The sequence below is a fragment of the Lactococcus sp. FSL W8-0209 genome, from assembly GCF_038006585.1.
GTDB lineage: Bacteria > Bacillota > Bacilli > Lactobacillales > Streptococcaceae > Lactococcus > Lactococcus lactis.
On record NZ_JBBOVN010000001.1, the window covers coordinates 1727796 to 1746121 of the forward strand.

At 36.8% G+C, this 18326-nt stretch carries 15 protein-coding genes; 2 read left to right on the top strand and 13 right to left on the bottom strand.

Annotated features, from left to right (window positions below; translation table 11 throughout):
- Positions 1–36: 36 nt before the first annotated feature.
- The 3 genes from purH to MKX45_RS08500 form a co-directional block, all read right to left on the bottom strand.
- On the bottom strand, positions 37–1593 hold the full coding sequence (purH, locus tag MKX45_RS08490) for a bifunctional phosphoribosylaminoimidazolecarboxamide formyltransferase/IMP cyclohydrolase (RefSeq protein WP_057720795.1): 1557 nt from the start codon (positions 1591–1593) through the stop codon (positions 37–39).
- 175 nt (positions 1594–1768) lie between these two features.
- Positions 1769–2311 (bottom strand): hypoxanthine phosphoribosyltransferase, encoded by a 543-nt coding sequence (hpt, locus tag MKX45_RS08495; RefSeq protein WP_003130055.1) that lies wholly within the window; start codon positions 2309–2311, stop codon positions 1769–1771.
- A gap of 136 nt (positions 2312–2447) precedes the next feature.
- Complete coding sequence (locus MKX45_RS08500; protein WP_340817025.1) at positions 2448–3485, bottom strand: NAD-dependent epimerase/dehydratase family protein; 1038 nt, start codon at positions 3483–3485, stop codon at positions 2448–2450.
- Positions 3486–3615: 130 nt separating this feature from the next.
- Here MKX45_RS08500 and MKX45_RS08505 point away from each other — a divergent pair, with 130 nt between their 5' ends.
- Entirely contained in the window at positions 3616–4146 is a 531-nt protein-coding gene (locus tag MKX45_RS08505) for a TetR/AcrR family transcriptional regulator (protein ID WP_057720797.1), read from the top strand.
- A 50-nt stretch (positions 4147–4196) separates the two neighbouring features.
- On the opposite strand, the gene MKX45_RS08510 is transcribed toward MKX45_RS08505, so the two are convergent.
- From MKX45_RS08510 to clpB, 4 genes are all read right to left on the bottom strand, one after another.
- On the bottom strand, positions 4197–5786 hold the full coding sequence (locus MKX45_RS08510) for an ATP-binding cassette domain-containing protein (RefSeq protein ID WP_254255799.1): 1590 nt from the start codon (positions 5784–5786) through the stop codon (positions 4197–4199).
- A gap of 167 nt (positions 5787–5953) precedes the next feature.
- Positions 5954–6502, bottom strand: coding sequence for a phosphoribosylglycinamide formyltransferase (purN, locus tag MKX45_RS08515; RefSeq protein ID WP_057720799.1), 549 nt, complete (start codon positions 6500–6502; stop codon positions 5954–5956).
- A 28-nt stretch (positions 6503–6530) separates the two neighbouring features.
- Complete coding sequence (gene purM / locus MKX45_RS08520; RefSeq protein WP_171052490.1) at positions 6531–7553, bottom strand: phosphoribosylformylglycinamidine cyclo-ligase; 1023 nt, start codon at positions 7551–7553, stop codon at positions 6531–6533.
- Between the two features lie 182 nt (positions 7554–7735).
- Positions 7736–10339: an ATP-dependent chaperone ClpB gene (gene clpB, locus MKX45_RS08525; RefSeq protein WP_057720800.1), complete on the bottom strand. Its 2604-nt coding sequence runs from the start codon at positions 10337–10339 to the stop codon at positions 7736–7738.
- A 233-nt stretch (positions 10340–10572) separates the two neighbouring features.
- On the opposite strand from clpB, the gene MKX45_RS08530 reads away from it, so the two are divergent.
- Positions 10573–11913, top strand: a complete 1341-nt coding sequence (locus MKX45_RS08530) for a hypothetical protein (protein WP_057720801.1) — start codon at positions 10573–10575, stop codon at positions 11911–11913.
- A gap of 32 nt (positions 11914–11945) precedes the next feature.
- Here the strand turns inward: MKX45_RS08530 and MKX45_RS08535 are convergent, their stop codons facing one another.
- The 6 genes from MKX45_RS08535 to purC form a co-directional block, all read right to left on the bottom strand.
- The gene (locus tag MKX45_RS08535) at positions 11946–12569 is read right to left on the bottom strand and encodes an NAD-dependent epimerase/dehydratase family protein (protein ID WP_340817028.1); all 624 of its coding nucleotides are present in this window, start codon (positions 12567–12569) and stop codon (positions 11946–11948) included.
- Positions 12570–12679: 110 nt separating this feature from the next.
- Positions 12680–14143: an amidophosphoribosyltransferase gene (gene purF, locus MKX45_RS08540; protein ID WP_340817029.1), complete on the bottom strand. Its 1464-nt coding sequence runs from the start codon at positions 14141–14143 to the stop codon at positions 12680–12682.
- A complete protein-coding gene (gene purL, locus MKX45_RS08545) occupies positions 14128–16347 on the bottom strand; it encodes a phosphoribosylformylglycinamidine synthase subunit PurL (RefSeq protein ID WP_057720803.1) in 2220 nt (739 codons plus the stop codon). Before purL ends, purF begins: the two co-directional genes overlap by 16 nt.
- 219 nt (positions 16348–16566) lie before the next feature.
- Positions 16567–17238: a phosphoribosylformylglycinamidine synthase subunit PurQ gene (gene purQ / locus MKX45_RS08550; RefSeq protein ID WP_029344078.1), complete on the bottom strand. Its 672-nt coding sequence runs from the start codon at positions 17236–17238 to the stop codon at positions 16567–16569.
- Positions 17238–17501, bottom strand: a complete 264-nt coding sequence (purS, locus tag MKX45_RS08555) for a phosphoribosylformylglycinamidine synthase subunit PurS (protein ID WP_057720804.1) — start codon at positions 17499–17501, stop codon at positions 17238–17240. The genes purQ and purS overlap by 1 nt, the downstream gene beginning before the upstream one ends.
- Positions 17502–17556: 55 nt before the next feature.
- Positions 17557–18267: a phosphoribosylaminoimidazolesuccinocarboxamide synthase gene (gene purC, locus MKX45_RS08560; protein ID WP_057720805.1), complete on the bottom strand. Its 711-nt coding sequence runs from the start codon at positions 18265–18267 to the stop codon at positions 17557–17559.
- Positions 18268–18326 lie beyond the last annotated feature (59 nt).

The window sequence follows — 18326 nt, forward strand, 5'->3', positions numbered from 1 at the left end:
AGAGAAAAAAATCTACCCTAAAGGTAGACTTTTTTATTAATGTCTAAAATGACGAAGTCCTGTGAAGACCATCGCAATTCCATATTTATCACAGGCATCAATCACTTCTTGGTCGCGTACAGAGCCACCTGGTTGAACGATTGCTTTAATTCCTGCCTTAGCAATTTCATCGATATTGTCAGCAAATGGGAAAAAGGCATCCGAACCAAGAACCGCATTTTCTTGAAGTTCTACTGATTTATCAGCGGTTGCCTCTAAGGCAATTTTTACTGAACCCACACGGTTAGTTTGGCCTGGACCAACACCAAGCGTCTGGTGGTCATTGGTCACAATAATCCCATTTGATTTGACAAACTTAACTGCTTTCCAAGCAAACTTCATGGCCTCCATTTGTCTGTCAGTTGGTTGAACTTTAGTCGCCACTGTCCATTCTTTTGGATTTTCAACAATGACATCTTGATTTTGAACAAGTAGTCCTCCAAGAACCCCTGTTACAAGCGCTTCTTTTTCTGAGGCTTCTTTTTTAGAAAAATCAACGGTTAAAAGTCGAATATTTTTCTTTTTACTTAAAACTTCCAAGGCTTCTTTGCTATAAGAGGGTGCGATAATAATTTCAAGGAAAATCTTACTCATTTTTTGCGCAGTTGCCAAAGTTACTTCTCGATTTAAAACGATAATTCCACCGAAAATTGAAACTGGGTCTGCTTCATAGGCATAATCCCAAGCTTTTTCGATATCCGTTGCTGTTCCAATCCCACATGGATTCATATGTTTGAGGGCTACAACTGTGGGTTCTTCAAAATCTCTTGCAATTTGTAAAGCAGCATCTGCATCACGAACATTGTTATAGCTTAGTTCTTTACCATGAATTTGCTTACTTTGGGCAATTGAATAAGTCGTAGGTATTCCTGACTCATAAAAATCTGCATTTTGTTGCGGATTTTCACCATAACGCATTCCTTGTTTAAGGTCATAAGTCAAGGTTAATTTTTCTGGTTTTACATTTTCTACCGGAAATTCTTCTGTCAAATATTGTGCAATTAAAGCATCATAACTTGCAGTGTGGCGAAATACTTTTGCTGCAAGTTGCTGACGAAAACTTAAACTTGTTTCACCTTTTACTGACAGCTCTGTCAGTACTTTTTCATAATCATTTGGGTCACAAACGACTGTGACTGACGCATGATTTTTAGCTGCTGAACGCAACATTGAAGGGCCACCAATATCAATCTTCTCAATCATTTCTGCTTGACTTCCCCCAGCAAGCAAAGTTTCTTTGAAGGGATATAAGTTCACAACAACCAAATCAATTGGAGAAATATGATGTTCTGTCATTGATTTCATGTGACTTTCCAAGTCTCTACGTCCAAGAAGGGCTCCATGAATTAGTGGATGCAATGTTTTAAGGCGCCCATCCATCATTTCTGGAAATCCTGTTACTTCATCGATTGCAATATTCGGAATTTCTTCTTGGTCCAAAACGACTTTCGTTCCACCCGTTGAGATAATTTCCCAACCTAATTCTCGAATTTCCTTAGCAAATTCTACAATACCTTCTTTGTCTGAAACACTGATAAGTGCACGTTTTGACATGATTTCCTCCAAGTTTTCTGCTGACAATTCTGTCAGTAATATTTTTCTTATAAAAGAACTGACAGAACTGTCAGTAAATATTTATCATGTCTTTATTTTACATTTATCGTTTGGAAATAAAAAGCACCAGTTTTAAAACTGGGCTTTTTTTATTATAATTGTTCGGAAATTACTTTTAGTCTTTGATTAAAAACTCTTCATTGAAAATTCCAATATATGGCAACTGACGGTAACGTTCGGCATAATCAATTCCATAGCCCACAATAAAGGCATCCGGTACTTCAAAGCCAACATAATCAGCGTCAATATCAACTTTACGACCACTTGGTTTATCTAATAAAGAGATAATTTTTACTGAATGTGCTTGACGTCCTGTCAGCAATTTTTTAAGATAGAGCAAAGTATTTCCAGTGTCAATGATATCTTCAACAATCAAAATATCACGTCCATGAGCCACGGTTGATAAATCTTTCAAAATTCTAACTTCTCCAGAAGATGAAATCCCATAACCATAACTGGTAACATCCATAAAATCAACTTCAGCATCAATTGATAATTCTTTAAGCAAATCAACCGTAAACATGATTGACCCTTTTAATATTCCAACAACAAGTGGATTTTTTCCTTCATAATCGCGTGAAACAACTTCCGCAAGCTCTTTGACACGTTCGGCAATTTGTTCTCTGGTAAATAAAACTTCTTTTAAATGTGGATGCATTTTTCTCTCCAATTTTTTTCACAATATGTTTCTATTTTAGACTTTTTTAGAGAGAAGAAAAAGACCAGAAGTCTGACTTTGGTCTTTTTTAGCTTACAACGTTCGGAAATAGAAAATTTTCAAAACCATAATTTTCTTAATCAACTTTAATAACTCCCAAATCCAACATCGTTTGTGCCGTTTGAATAATCGCTGCTTCACCTGAACGTGGTTTCCAGCCTAAAAGTTTAATTGATTTTTCATTTGAACAAGCTGTGTTTTGCCCCAAAAATGTAGCTGGCATCGCCAAACTTTTATCAAATCGAGCTAAAATTTTAACTAAAAAGTCGGGAATTACCTGAGTAGATACTTTTTTAGCTTTTGTACCAAATTCCTTTTTCAAAAACTCGGCTTGCTTTTTGTAAGTAATATTTTGGCCTGAAGTTGCAATGAAACGCTGACCAATCGCTTCATCTTTTTCAAGAGCTAGCAAATGTAAATCAGCAACATCACGAACGTCAACATAATCAAATGCTAAATTTAAAAGTCTGGACATTTTACCTTCAAACATATTTTTTATAGCCGCACTAGAATGTGAAAAATCATTTCCAAGAATTGGACCCATAACAGCTGTAGGTAAAACCGATGCTCCTTCAATACCATAAGCTTCTGCAAGTTTCCAAAACTCCATTTCCGCCATCGTTTTAGAACGTTGATATGCATTAATTGGAGCATCAAGATTTGTCCAATCTTTCTCTGTGAAGATTTCTGGATGATCCTTATGCCCCGCTAAAACTGCTCCCGATGCTGAGGTCAAAACCACTCGTTTAACTCCTGCTTCCTTGGCCGCTTTCATCACAAACTTAACTCCATCTATAGCCATTTTCACCATTAAATCATCAGCGTCAGGACGTTGCAAAGGTGTTGGTGAAGCCACATGAATCACAGAATCAACACCAGTCATGGCTTGACTCCATCCTTCTTCTTTTGTCAAATCAGTGTGGACAAAATCTAAATCTGTAAAATCTGAAATTCCGCCTTGTGCCATCATTTTTTTCACTTCTTCTTGTCGAGACATCGTCCGCAATGTCGCCCGTACTCGATAGCCTTTTTTCAATAAAGCAATCATGATAAACATAGCAATATATCCAGAACCACCTGTTACAAGAATTGTTTTTTTATTTGTATTTGTCATTTAATTTTTTCCTCTATTTTTCTTAATTCACATCTGTTACACTTGAAACTTATGTAAAATTATTGTACGATAGAAGTGTAAAAAATACAAGCCTTTGAAAAGCTTGTGTGACACAATCAGGAGAAGTGTAATGGCAGCGACAAACTATTCCCAAACTATCAAAAACGATACAAAAGATTTTATTACTACAGCAATTTTGCAACTATTAGGAATTCAAAAAACATCCGAAAAACCGAAAACTCTTGCTCAACTCACCGTTTCAAACGTTTGTAAAAGAGCCGGAGTTAGCAGAATGGCTTTTTATCGTAACTTTGAGTCCATTGACCAGGTCATTTATCAATACTATCAGCCTCAAATTTCTCAAAGTTTTGAAATCATTCGTCAGAATGTTTCTGCCAGTTCAAAAATTGAAAACCAATTAAAATTCTTTGAAGAATTCAAAAATGACCTCTTCCTTTCTGAAAGTCAAGGTTACGAACCAATTATTCGTCAGATTTATATTGAAGAAATTGAGAAATTTTATGAAAAAACAAATGACGAATATTTCATTACTTTTGTCGCAAATGGAGTTTATGCTCTTTGGCGTAAATGGTTAATGAACGGTCAAGATAAGTCAATTGAAGAAATACATGAACTCATTAGAAAAATTGTTACAATTTAAGTAAAAATAAAAAGACACTTGCACGTGTCTTTTTAATATAAATTTATTTTTTAAGCAATTTCCTGTCCTAAATGAATCACCTCATCCAAATAACTTTGAGTTTCATCATATAGATGGTGTGTAATCATAATCACCGTCAAATCAGGATTTTCTAAAATATTTTTTTCTACAGCTAGAGCTGTTTTTTTGTCAACACTCGCCGTACTTTCATCCATCACTAAAATTGGCTTACTGCCCATTAATTCTCTAGCAACAGATAATCTTTCTTGCTGACCTCCTGATAAATTTTTATCATAAACCGTATCAAGTTTATTAAATACAAAGTCATCAGCACAAGCAATTCTAATCGACTTATCAAAGATATCTGGCGAAATTTTACGCCCTAAAGTCAAATTTTCTTCTACTGTTTCCTTAAAAAGATAGGGAAATTGCATAATCACACTCATCACACGAGGCAAAGATTTTCGATTAATTCCTTTATAATCTTTCCCGTCTAATAAAATTTCTCCTTCATAGTCTTGCTTATTCCCAACCAGCAAATTAATCAAGGTTGATTTTCCACTTCCACTATCGCCAATAATCGCGTATTTTTTCCCTTTTTCAATGACAATTTCTGGATACTCAATTTTTTGCCCATCAGGAAATGCAACAGCCAGATTTTTTAATTCTAACTTACTTTCAAAAGCTGTCACTTCTTCTCCGTCAGTAACTTTTGATTCGTCAGTAATTTTTCCATATTTCTCTAACAGCTTTCCCGTTGCATTGAGCAATATTAAACTATTCGCTACACTTTTTGAGTAATTAGTTACTGTTCCTGACAAATTTCCAACACTCATGACAACACCAATGCCAATTTGCCCATTCATGATAAGAAAACCAGCCACAGCTAAAATCAAAAACTGCCCTAACATACTTGTCCCTAATAAAGAATACTGCATCCAAGCACGGGTAAAAATTAATTTCACATTCGCCGTAGCTAATTGATTAAATTTCCCCATGGTTCGCTCTTGCATAAGTCCCAATTGTTTATTATGATAGAGCACTTCATAACCACGCAAGTAATCCGTAGATGTCGCTAAGGCATCATTAGCAAGCTCCGACACTTGTTCCGTATCTCGTTCCACTGATTTTTTAAACATTTTTGGAAAATAGAACAAAAGCGCTCCAACCAAAAGAGTTGTCAAAAGCAATACCCAGTGGAAAAAGATAATAGCAATGCCTGAGAATAGCATCGCAACAATTCCCGTATAAACAAAATAAATCTGGTGGAAACCATTATCATAAAGTAGTTTTGTATCATTATTTAACCACGAATTATAATCTTCCTTACTATTTTTCTCAAAATCAGAATAAGAAATTTCCGTCAGAGGCTCAATGATATCTCGGCGTACAGCATTAAGCTGTTTTTGTATGGCAATTTCTTTCCAAACATCACGCGCTCCTTGAACAAAACTATCGACTACCCAAAGGATAATATCAATAGCTAACCATAAGAAAAATTGATTCATCTCTTTTGCAATCAAAGAATTGAGCACATTTGCTAAAAAGACCGAACTCAAGACCGCAAGAGCAATATCAATCGTGATAAGTAAGAAAACCATAAAATTTTCAAATTTGAATTCTTTAAGATACTTTACCATTTTTCCTTCTCTTATTTTACTTAAGATTATGTTACCACTACATTTTAGCATTTAAATTTCAAAAGTAAATAGCGCTTACAAAAGTATTTTAGATGTTTTATTTTCTTAAAAGAACTGAAAATTTTCTCTTATTTTTATTAAGCTAAAACGTAAGAAAAAAAACTTCATCATTGCTGATGAAGTATAATTTGGCGAACGACTTCTGGATAGAGCTTGTGCTCTGCTTCATGGACAGAACGCTCATAGACTTCTAAATCTTCGTGATAAGCGAGCGGGATTTGAGCAATCAATTCCCCAGTATCAACACCCTCATCAACATAATGAATACTGATTCCCAACCCCTTTTTTGCCTCATGTGATTCTTCAATCGCATGAGGTGAACCAGCGAAATCGGGAAGATAAGAAGGGTGAACATTGATTATCTTTCCCTTATATTTTGATAACATCGTCGCACCAATAATTTTCATGTAGCCCGCCAAGAGAATTAAATCAATTTCTTGATCTTTTAAAATTTCCACCAAGGCCTTTTCATAATCCACTTTTGAAGAAAATTCTTTTAACTCCAAACTCGCCTTTGCCACCCCTAATCGCTCAGCACGTTCAAGTACATAAGCATCATGATGGTCTGAAAAAACAAATTTCACTTGGTCTGGAAATTGTTCAGCTAGTATTTGAAAGTTTGAGCCATTTCCTGATGCAAATACTGCAATTTTCATGCTATCCCCTATTCTCAATGAAAAAAATTTATTTTTTAATCACTACTGCTGAATCTTGTCTTTTGACCATTTTACCAATTTCAAATGCATTCAACTCTTTTTTGAGAGTTTCGGCATTTTCAGGAGCAACAGCGATTACCATTCCAATTCCCATATTAAAAATTTCATACATTTCTTCATGTTTGATATCCCCATATTTTTCAAGAGCTTTGAAAATTGGTAAAATATTCCAGGAACCTTCAACAATTTCAGCTGACAAGCTATTTCCGAACATTCTTGGTAAATTCTCATGGAATCCTCCGCCTGTAATATGAGCAATCCCTTTTATTTTATTTTGTTTAATCAAAGGTAAAAGCTCTTTGACATAGATTTTTGTCGGAGTTAAAAGAGTATCAATCAAAGATTGGTCAAGTTCAGGCAACGATTCATTCAAATCAAAGTCAGAAAAAACTTTCCGAACCAAAGAGTATCCGTTAGAATGAATCCCAGATGAGGCAAGACCAAGCAAAACATCGCCCGCTTCCACATCTTTTTCGCCATCAATTAATTGTGATTTTTCAGCCACACCCACAGCAAAACCAGCTAAATCGTAATCATCTTCATCATACATTCCGGGCATTTCAGCTGTTTCTCCACCAATCAACGCTGCTCCTGCTTGCAAGCAACCTTCGGCCACTCCAGCCACAACTTGCTCCAATTTTTCAGGAATATTTTTCCCTGTGGCAATATAATCCAAAAAATAAAGTGGTTCAGCCCCAGCAGCAATAATATCATTGACGCACATGGCTACGCAATCAATCCCAATCGTGTCATGTTTGTCTGCTTGAATGGCTAACATCAATTTAGTTCCCACACCATCTGTCCCTGAAATCAATACAGGCTCTTTTACATCAAGCACGGATAAATCAAAACTTCCACCAAAACCACCCAGTGCCCCAAGCACACCCAAACGTTCGGTTTTAGCTACATGCTTCTTAATACGAGAAACCACCTCATATCCTGCTTCTACATCTACCCCAGATTTTGCATACGCATTCTCAGACACTGTCATTCTCCATTTTCTGATTTATTTTATTCTACTTCCATGTTAAATGATTTTCAAACATAAAAAAAGTTCCAGCGGGTAGTACTGAAACTTTTCGATTGAATCGTTCGGAAATAACAAATCATTTCAACTGTAATTGTCTATCAAATATAAAAAACCGCCAGCATCAGCTAACGGTTTTTTTCTATTTATTCAGCAATCGTTTGAATATCAAAGTCAATCTTGTTATCTACAAGTGTTACAATAACTTTTGATTTTGGTGGAATTTTTCCTCCGATAATCAGCTTAGCTAATGGATTTTCGATGACTTTTGTCAAATAACGTTTGAGTGGACGTGCACCATAAGCTGGTTCATAAGCATTTTCGGCAATCCAAACTTTTACTTCTTCACTCAACTCAAGTTGAACATCCATTTCTTCAAGACGATGTGAAAGTTGGCTAGTCATTTTAACGATAATATTCTTAATATCCTCAAGTGCCAATGGTTTGAAAAGAATGGTATCATCAATTCGATTTAGAAATTCTGGTTTGAAATGTGCCCGAAGTTGAGACATCACGTTTTCAGTTGTTTCTTCCGAAATTTCACCATTTTCTCCAACATTATCAAGCAAATATTGAGAACCGACATTTGAAGTCATAATCAACACTGTGTTTTTAAAGTCAACGAGAACACCTTTAGAGTCAGTCAAACGGCCGTCATCCAAAACTTGCAACAAGATATTGAAGACATCTGGATGTGCTTTTTCGATTTCATCAAGCAAGATGATTGTATAAGGATTACGACGAACGGCTTCAGTCAATTGGCCTCCTTCATCGTAACCGACATATCCTGGAGGTGCTCCAACTAAACGAGAGACAGAGTGTTTTTCCATATATTCACTCATGTCAATCCGAACCATATGCTCTTCTGAATCAAAGAGATTTTCAGCCAAAGCTTTCGCAAGCTCCGTCTTACCTACCCCAGTTGGTCCAAGGAAGAGGAAGGAACCAAGTGGACGGTTAGGGTCTTGAATTCCTGCACGCGCACGGATAATGGCATCAGATACGGCTTCAACAGCTTCATCTTGTCCAACGACCCTTTGATGCAGTGTTTCTGGCAAGTGAAGTAATTTTTCACGTTCCCCTTCAACCAACTTGGTAATTGGAATGCCTGTCATGCGTCCAACCACTTCGGCGATTTGTTCTTCAGTGACTGATTCTTGAACTAAGGATAAATCATCTGATTTTGCTTTTTCTTCGATAGCTTTGAGTTCTTTTTCAATTTCAGGAATTTTACCATAACGAAGGGCTGCTGCTTTTTCTAAGTTTCCTTCATTTTGAGCTTCTTCCAATTCGTGGCGAGCATGTTCTAATTCATTTCGTTTTTCAGAAATATTGCCCACTTCTTTTTTCTCAGCTTCCCATTGGGCTTTGAGTTGATTATTTTCTTCTCGAAGTTCAGCAATTTCACCACGTATAATTTCAAGACGTTTCTTAGAAGCATCATCTCGTTCTTTTTTGAGGGCCGCTTCTTCAATTTCTAATTGCATCAAGCGACGATTAGCTTGGTCAAGTTCAGTTGGGAGTGAATTCATTTCTACACGAATTGTTGCACTGGCTTCATCAACCAAGTCAATGGCTTTATCTGGTAAAAATCGGTCAGTAATATAACGATTTGAAAGGGTTGCTGCTGCGACTAAAGCATTATCATGAATGGTCACTCCATGGTGAATTTCAAAACGTTCTTTTAGACCACGCAAGATTGAAATTGTATCTTCAACAGTAGGTTCAGTAACCAATACCTTTTGGAAACGACGTTCAAGTGCTTTATCTGTTTCCATGTATTTACGATATTCATCCAAGGTAGTTGCCCCAATCAAATGGAGTTCACCACGTGCAAGCATTGGTTTTAAAAGGTTCCCAGCGTCCATAGAGCCTTCGGTCTTACCTGCACCAACAATCGTATGAAGTTCATCAATAAAGAGGATAATTTGTCCATCTGATTTTTTCACTTCATTAAGGACTGCTTTCAAACGTTCTTCAAATTCACCACGATATTTCGCTCCTGCAATCAGGGCACCCATATCAAGTGAAAAGATTGTTTTATCTTTCAGATTTTCAGGAACGTCTTTTCTGACAATCCTTTGTGCCAATCCTTCAACAATGGCTGTTTTACCAACCCCAGGTTCACCAATAAGAACGGGGTTATTTTTTGTTTTACGAGAAAGCACTCGAATGACATCACGAATTTCTTCATCACGTCCAATGACAGGATCTTGTTTACCTGATTTAACTTGAGCAACGAGATCTACCCCATATTTTTCAAGTGCTTTGTATGTTTCTTCTGCATTTTGACTGGTCACTTTATCACCTCCGCGTAATTTTTCAATCGCAGCTTGCGCTTTTGCTTTTGTTAGTCCATGGCTAACCAAATAACTGGTCAATGGATTTTGTTTTAATTCAAAGAGGGCAAGGAGAATAATCTCAGTTGATAGATATTCATCGCCCATTTTTTGCGCAATTTTGTCTGCTTCAGTAAATACTTGGAACAAATCTGGACTTAGGTTTTGACCATAAGTAATATTTGAACCTTCTACTGAATTAATTTTGTCAATTTCTTTTTCAATTAAATTTGTAAAGTCATCTAGGTCAATCCCTAAATCTTTATAAAAGTTCGCCCCAAAACTATTAGGTTGAACAAAAATTCGCCATAAATGTGGAACTTCAATCACTTGGTGATGACGAACTTGCGCAATTTGTTGCGCTGAACCAAGTGCTTCTTGCATCGTTGTTGTCATTTTTTCGATGTCCATAAAAACACCTCATTTCGATTTCATAGTTAGTAGTGATTATTATCTTTTTCTCACTACATTCTAATTATAATACTTTGGTCAGTAATGGTCAAACTTTTTGATTCGTTATTTATAAAAAATTATTTACACTTTTTAAATGAATTATTTATGTACTAATCATAGTGAAGCTGTCTTTTTAATACACTTTGCCTTATAATGGATTTAGATGTCAAAATAGAAAAGATAGGAGAAAAATGACTCAACATCTAAATTCTTTGGGAAAGTCTGCCCTCTTAATATTAAGTAATACAATTATTGTCCTTCCATTCATGATTTTTATTCAAATTGCAAAAGGAACCTCGCTTCTTGCCCTCCTTCCTTTTTTGCTCTTTTATACTTTCAGAATGACTGGCGTATTCTTTATAAGGGGAATAAAAACAAGAATTAACAGCTATAGTCTTTTAAAAATTTCATTGTATGCCGGTTTACTTGGTTCCTTGTTAGGATTTATGGGTTCTTTCTACTTTCCTTTCTATACTTTATCCGGTATCCTTTTAGGAGTCAGTGCAGCTTGGTTACCGATGTCAAACACTTCGGTAAATTATTATCTAAAAAATACTAACCAGCTTATCAAAGGAAAAACCTTAGTTAGCTTACTTTTGTTTTTAGCCCTTGGCTTTTCTTTTGTCTTATCCCCTTCTCTAAAATATCCCCTATTCTTTGTCTTCTATGGAATAGTTTATCTTCTCTCCTTCCAATTAGTTGGAAATTTGGATAATTACAAAGTTGATCCAAATGATTTAGAAAAAGCTTCATATAAATATCTTATTTTATTTGCTTTATTTTTTGTTTGCCTCTTTCTATTACGTTCAAGTCGATTACTTGCCAATAGTTTAGAATTTGATTATTTCATTTTCGGATTTTTCTTTTTGGTCATCCTATATATTGTCGCTACGAATTTTTTCAAAAATAAAATTCAAAGAAATATCCCTCGTAAATTATCATATTTGACAGCTATTAATGGGGCAGTGGGAAATTATTTATTTCTTTTTTGTTCTTTGTATGTCGCTGGTTTTTATGGTCATCAGCATTTATTTTTACAGTTTTATCTTCCTTATGTTTTAGGAATTGTCTTTGCCTCTAAGGTCAAAAATTTACTTGGAAATAATGTCAAAACCTACTCTTTAATCGGCATTTTTCTAGGTTTACTTTTGATTGTTTTTAGTCCTCTATTTGCTCTAGGTTTATTCCTTACTAGCTTATTTAAAGGAAGTTTAAATTCAAGCTTAACTCAAGACTATGAAAGTACTGTTAATATCGTTGAAGATAAACGTATCTGGGTAAAATATACCATTCAAAATATCGGAAGTATTCTTCACCAATTTTTGTTGATGCTTTTAGGTTCACTCATCATCATGAAAAACGGCTTATCTATCAAGACCCTGTTCGTTATTACTTCAACCCCTATTCCTACGGCTCGAAGTATTGAACTAATGAAATCATGGAATCTTATTGCTACATCATTGATTATCTTAATTATCATCACCTATCTTATTTATCCAAAAATAGTTCCACTTCTTAAAAAATCAAAGTAAATTAGAAAAACTCATGTCTAAACATGAGTCTTTTATTTAATACGAGTGGTCAGTGAACTTTCTTTTCCTTCGATAATTTTATGAATCTCTTTAGCAAATTGGCTTCGTTTAATTGGACGATAACTTTTTAAGAAAGAAAAAATCGGAATTTTTATGAGTGGCTCCAATAGGCGTGCTGGAAAGTAACTGCTTTTTCGTGAAGCATCATAGACAATTCCTGGAAAAACAGAAACAAATCTTGATTTCAAACGTTTTTGACCATAAGCCTCCACTTCTTTTTTAGCTCTCATATAGTCATTCATAAAAAAAGGACCATCATTTGCCGAAATAAAAAGACATTGATTTTCTGAGTTAACTATTGTATCAATAATTATTTTTGCTGGTTGAATACTATTTTTTTCATAAGTTGTTCCCTTTGATTTACTTGGAAATAGAATTCCTACCGCATCAATCACCCAATCTGATTTTTGTAAAAGATCTTGCCAATCCCCAGGTTCGATTAGATTAGTAGCATGGTAAATGACTGGCTCAGCGAGATGAGCTTTAGATTTACCATTTCTTGATAAACTGTGTAATTCATAATCTGCAACTTGGGCAAGTTCCTTGAAAATACCTTGACCAACTAGTCCAGTTCCTCCAACTATTGTAATAATCATTTGCTCACCTCACTTGCTTTTATTTCTTATCCTAACATATTAAAAGGAGTAATCTAAAATAATCGCTTTAGAATTTAGCAAAAAAAACTAGAGTGAGTACTCTAGTTTTTTTATTTCACGCTATTTTTCGCTAAAGATTCCAAATAGTCAGCTTCATAATCATACAGCGGCGTTGGATATTCGCCATCAAAGTAGGACAAGCAAAGCTTATCATGACCGATTGCTTCAACAAGTCCTGACTGGCTGAGATAGGTCAGACTATCCGCTCCGATCGCTTCTCTGATTTCATCTGTCGTGTGTGTGGCTGCGATGAGTTCGTCACGGTCTTGAATGTCGATGCCATAAAAACATGGATATTTGAGAGCGGGACTGGCGATTGCCACATGAACCTCGGCTGCGCCTGCGTCTTTGAGCAGTTTGACAATGCGACGGCTGGTTGTCCCACGCACAATACTATCATCAACCATAATGACGCGTTTGCCTTCTACAACGCCTCGAACAGCACTTAATTTCATGCGAACGCCTTGTTCACGAAGTTCTTGAGTCGGTTGAATGAAAGTTCTTGCCACATACTGATTTTTAATCAGGCCCATTTCGTAAGGCAAGCCAGATTCTTCAGCGTAGCCTGAAGCAGCACTGAGTGATGAATTAGGCACACCGATGACAATATCAGCATCAATTTGGGCTTCTTGGGCTAAAATTTTTCCTGAACGTTTTCTGGCAGTATGAACATTAACTCCAGCAATATTACTGTCAGGACGGGCAAAATAGATGTATTCCATTGAACAAATGGTCATGTTGGTGCTGTCAGTAAATTGGTCCACATGAATGCCGTCATCATTAATTTCAATGATTTCACCGGGTTGAACATCTTGAATCCAAGTGGCGCCAACGACATCAAAAGCACAGGTTTCTGAGGCCACAACAAGTGCACCGTTGCTCATTTTTCCGATTGATAGTGGTCGAAATCCATTAGGGTCAAGGGCTGCGACAATTGAGTTTTCAGTCATAATGAGATAGGCAAAGCCACCTTTGACCGTATTGAGCGCTTCTTTGACTCTGCCCATAAATTCTGGATGATGACTACGGCGAATCAAGTGCATGAGGATTTCTGTGTCTGAATTACTGGAGAAGATTGCCCCTGATTTTTCAAGTTCACAGCGCAATGATTGGGCGTTGGTTAAATTTCCATTGTGGGCAAGCCCAAGTGCTCCATCATGAAATTCAAACTGGAAAGGCTGAATATTATTGATATTTGCTGAACCAGCCGTGGCATAACGGACGTGACCGATGGCTACTGAGCCTGTCAGCTCTTCTAAATCTTTTTCGTCACGGAAAACTTCTGTGACCAGACCCAGACCACGATGACGATTGAGTTTTCCATTATTATTGACCAAAATCCCTGCACCTTCTTGCCCGCGATGTTGGAGAGCATGAAGTCCAAAATAGGTCAGGCGAGCGGCATCAGGATGTCCCCAAACACCGAAAAGTCCACATTCTTCATTTAATGTCTTCGATTCAAAATGCGACCACTCTTGCTCAGTAAATGTTGCGCTTGTCATTTCATCAGACATGGGAGTGCTCCTTCATAAATGCTGACAGCTTCGTCAGTAGAAATAGAAAGTTCATTCATTTCCAAAATTCCGCTGTCAGTAACTTTTCCGATTACTTCGCCGCTGACCGAACTTTCTGTCAGTAATTTTTCAAAAGCAGCTTGATTTTCTGGTGAAATTGAGAGGACAAAGCGGCCTTGCGTTTCTGAGAAGAGTTGGGCATTGGTCAAATTAACTTTTACATCAACGCCTAAGCAATTTGCAAAAGCAGATTCAGCTAGAGCAATCGCCAATCCGCCTTCTGCCAAGTCATGTGCTGAGCTGACCAATCCGTCAGTAATTGCTTTTAAAACAAAGTCTTGATTGGATTTTTCAGTTTCTAAATCAAAATCAATGGTGCCAGAAATTTCGCCGGTCAGCATTTTTTGAAGTTCAGAACCTGAAAAATCATCAAAGGTTTGACCGACTAGCACAATCAAATCCCCTGCTTTTTTAAATTCTTGAGTCGTAATATTTTTCACATCCTCAATCAAGCCCACCATGCCAATCATCGGCGTTGGCAAAATCGCTGAACCGTTTGTTTCGTTGTAAAGACTGACATTTCCTGAAATGACAGGTGTATCAAGGGCCAAACATGAACGTGAAATTCCGTCAGCGGCTGTTGTTAATTCCCAAAATTGTTCTGGTTTTTCCGGATTTCCAAAGTTCAAACAGTCCGTAATCGCAAGCGGTTTTCCACCAGAGGCCACGATATTACGAGCCGCTTCAGCAACGGCGATTGCCCCTCCTTTTTCTGGATCAAGATAGAGATAGCGCGCGTTACAGTCCGTTGTCATCGCAAGTGCTTTGTTGGTGCCACGCACGCGTAAAACTGCGCTATCTGAGCCTGGTGCAACAACAGTGTTGGTCATCACGCGCGAATCATAAGTTTCATAAATTGATTTCTTGCTGGCAATTGTCGGTTGAGCTAAAATTTTTTTGAAAATTTCACTGACCGCGCTGTCAGTAATTTCTGGGAGATATTTCTCGCTGTCAGCAAATTTTTGAATGCGCTCAGGGACTTTTGCCTCACGGTAATAAGTTGGAGCATCTTCCGCCAATGAATCAACTGGAACATGAGCAACCATTTGCCCTTTATGATAAAGCGTATAAAAGCCATCATCAGTCACTTGCCCAATATTCACAGCATCAAGGTCGTATTTTTTAAATAAATCAATAATTTCTTGTTCATGTCCTTTTTTGACACATAAAACCATACGTTCTTGTGACTCAGACAACATCATTTCATAAGGAATCATTTCTGTTTCACGCTGAGGCACATTATCCAAGTTAAGACGCAGACCTGATCCCGCTTTTGAAGCCATTTCTGATGTAGATGAAACCAATCCAGCTGCTCCCATATCTTGAATGCCGACTAAAATATCGCCATGATTTTGGATGACTTCAATACAAGCTTCAAGCAATAATTTTTCCATAAATGGATCACCGACTTGAACCGCTGAACGTTGTGTTTCTGAACCAGAACCAAATTCTTTAGAAGCAAAAGACGCCCCATGAATGCCGTCACGTCCTGTTTTCGCTCCGACATAAAAAATAGAATTCCCCACACCTTTAGCTTGTCCTTTTTGAATATGTTTATGTTCAATCAAGCCCACACACATGACATTCACCAAAGGATTTCCAGCGTATGATTCATCAAAGGCTACTTCGCCACCAACCGTCGGAATTCCAATACAGTTGCCATATCCTGCAATCCCGGCTGTCACTTGGTCCACAATATGACGTGTTTTACCATTGTCAATTGGCCCAAAACGTAAACTATCCAAAATTGCAATTGGACGAGCTCCCATTGAAAAAATATCACGAATAATACCACCAGAACCAGTTGCTGCACCTTCATAAGGTTCAACGTAAGATGGATGATTATGAGATTCAGCCTTGAAAACAACCGCCAAATCATCACCAATATCCACAACCCCAGCTCCTTCACCAGGCCCCATCAAGACTTGTGGCCCAGTCGTCGGAAATTTTTTTAAGACAGGTTTTGAATTTTTGTAGCAGCAATGTTCTGACCACATCACGGCATACATTCCAGTTTCCGTAAAGTTTGGCAAACGGCCATCAAGAATCTCATCCTTGATTTTCAAATATTCTTCATCCGTCAGTCCCCACTCACGGTAAATTTTGCTTTCTTGAATCTGTTCTGGTGACATCTCCAAAGTCATGTTATTCTCCTATAAGATATGAGAAACGCTTGCTTAAAAACGTAGAAAACTACAGCCCAATTTACTGCATTAGTAGTCTAAAGAATATACGTTCCAATAGAAATGCAACTTGTATATTCTCTACTTTAAAAGCTTTCAGCGCTCTGAATTCAATTATTTCAAATTACAAATTTACTGACAGATTCGTTTTTTAAAATCTAAATTCTGTCAGTAATTTTTTTATTTTCCAACAAAGTTTTTCAAGACAGAAGCAAACAAATGTACTCCATCAGCGCCACCAAGCAGTTCTTCCATGGCCCGCTCAGGGTGAGGCATCATCCCAAGCACATTTCCTTCTTTATTGACAATTCCAGCAATATTTTCAACTGACCCATTAGGATTTTCGTCAGCATAAGTGAAAATAATTTGCCCATTTGCTTTAAGTTCAGCAAGCTGAGCTTCGTCAGCAACATATTGCCCCTCACCGTGAGCAATTGGTAAATTAATCAAAGCGTCCTTGGCATATTCAGTCGTAAAATTACTTTGATTATTTTCAACTTTAAGAGCTTGCCATTTGGAAACAAATTTCAAACCCTCATTGCGAATCAATACACCCGGTAAAAGCCCAGATTCAACCAAAATTTGAAATCCATTGCAAGTGCCAAAAACAGGTTTCCCTTCTTTAGCCAAACGTTTGATTTCCGGCATAATATTGGCAAATGACGCAATCGCACCACAGCGTAAATAATCACCATAAGAAAAGCCCCCTGGAATCAACACTCCGTCAAAACCTGCAAGCGACTTCTCATCATGCCAGACAAATTCTGCCTCAGCTCCCATAACATCACGAATTGCCCAAAGTAAATCAAAATCACAATTTGACCCTGGAAATTGAATGACTGCAAATTTCATTAATTAGCTCCTTCGCTTTGTTCATTCAAAATTTCAATTTTATAAGTTTCCATATTTGGATTTGCCAACAATTCATTGGCAATTTCAATTGCTTTTGCGCGAGCAATCTCAGCTTCTGCATCAAATTCAAAATCGAAAAATTTTCCAACATTTAATTCTGTAACTTCTTGATAACCCATTTTATGAGTTGCCGCTTTAATTGCTTGGGCTTGAGGGTCGAGAATTGAGGCTTTGTAAGCCACGTAAACACGTACTTTAGTCATTTTAAAATTCTTTCTATATAAGATGTGAGGAACTGTCCTAAAAACTAGAACTCATTTATTTCGCATTTTCTAACAAATTCAAAACTTCAGTATAAGTTTCAACTAAATCGCCAATATTACGTCTGAAAACATCTTTATCCATATGCTGACCATTCGCATCCCAGAGACGTGAAGTATCAGGTGAAATTTCATCAGCAAGAATAATTCTTCCGTCAGCAAGACGGCCAAATTCAAGTTTGAAATCAACCAAAGTTAAGCCGATTTCAGCCCAGATTTTTTTCAGAATCTCGTTGATTTTACGCGTTTCACTCTTTAAAAATTCAATCTCTGAATAAGTTGCAATGTTCAGGAATCTAACATGTTCATCATTAATAAATGGGTCATCTAAAGCATCATCCTTATAGTAAAACTCAACAATTGGTTCTTGTAAAACAATTCCTTCTTCAAGACCAAATCGTTTGGCAAAAGAACCAGCAACAACATTTCTTAAAACAACTTCTAAAGGAATTATTGAAACTTTTCTATTCAATTGTTCGGTTTTTGATATCTTTTCTATGAAATGCGTTTCTAAACCTTCAGCATTTAATTTTTCAAAAATTAATGAAGTAATTTGATTATTTAGAGCACCTTTTCCCGTAATCTGTTCTTTACGAGCACCATTTAATGCAGTCGCTTGATCACAATATTCCACCCAGAGCACCTCTGAATCATCAGTAAAATACAGTTTCTTAGCTTTTCCTTCATAGAGCAACTTTTCTTTTTCCACAATATCCTCCATCCATTTAAGGAATTCTTTATGCTTCTTATTCTATTCTAATGAGCCAA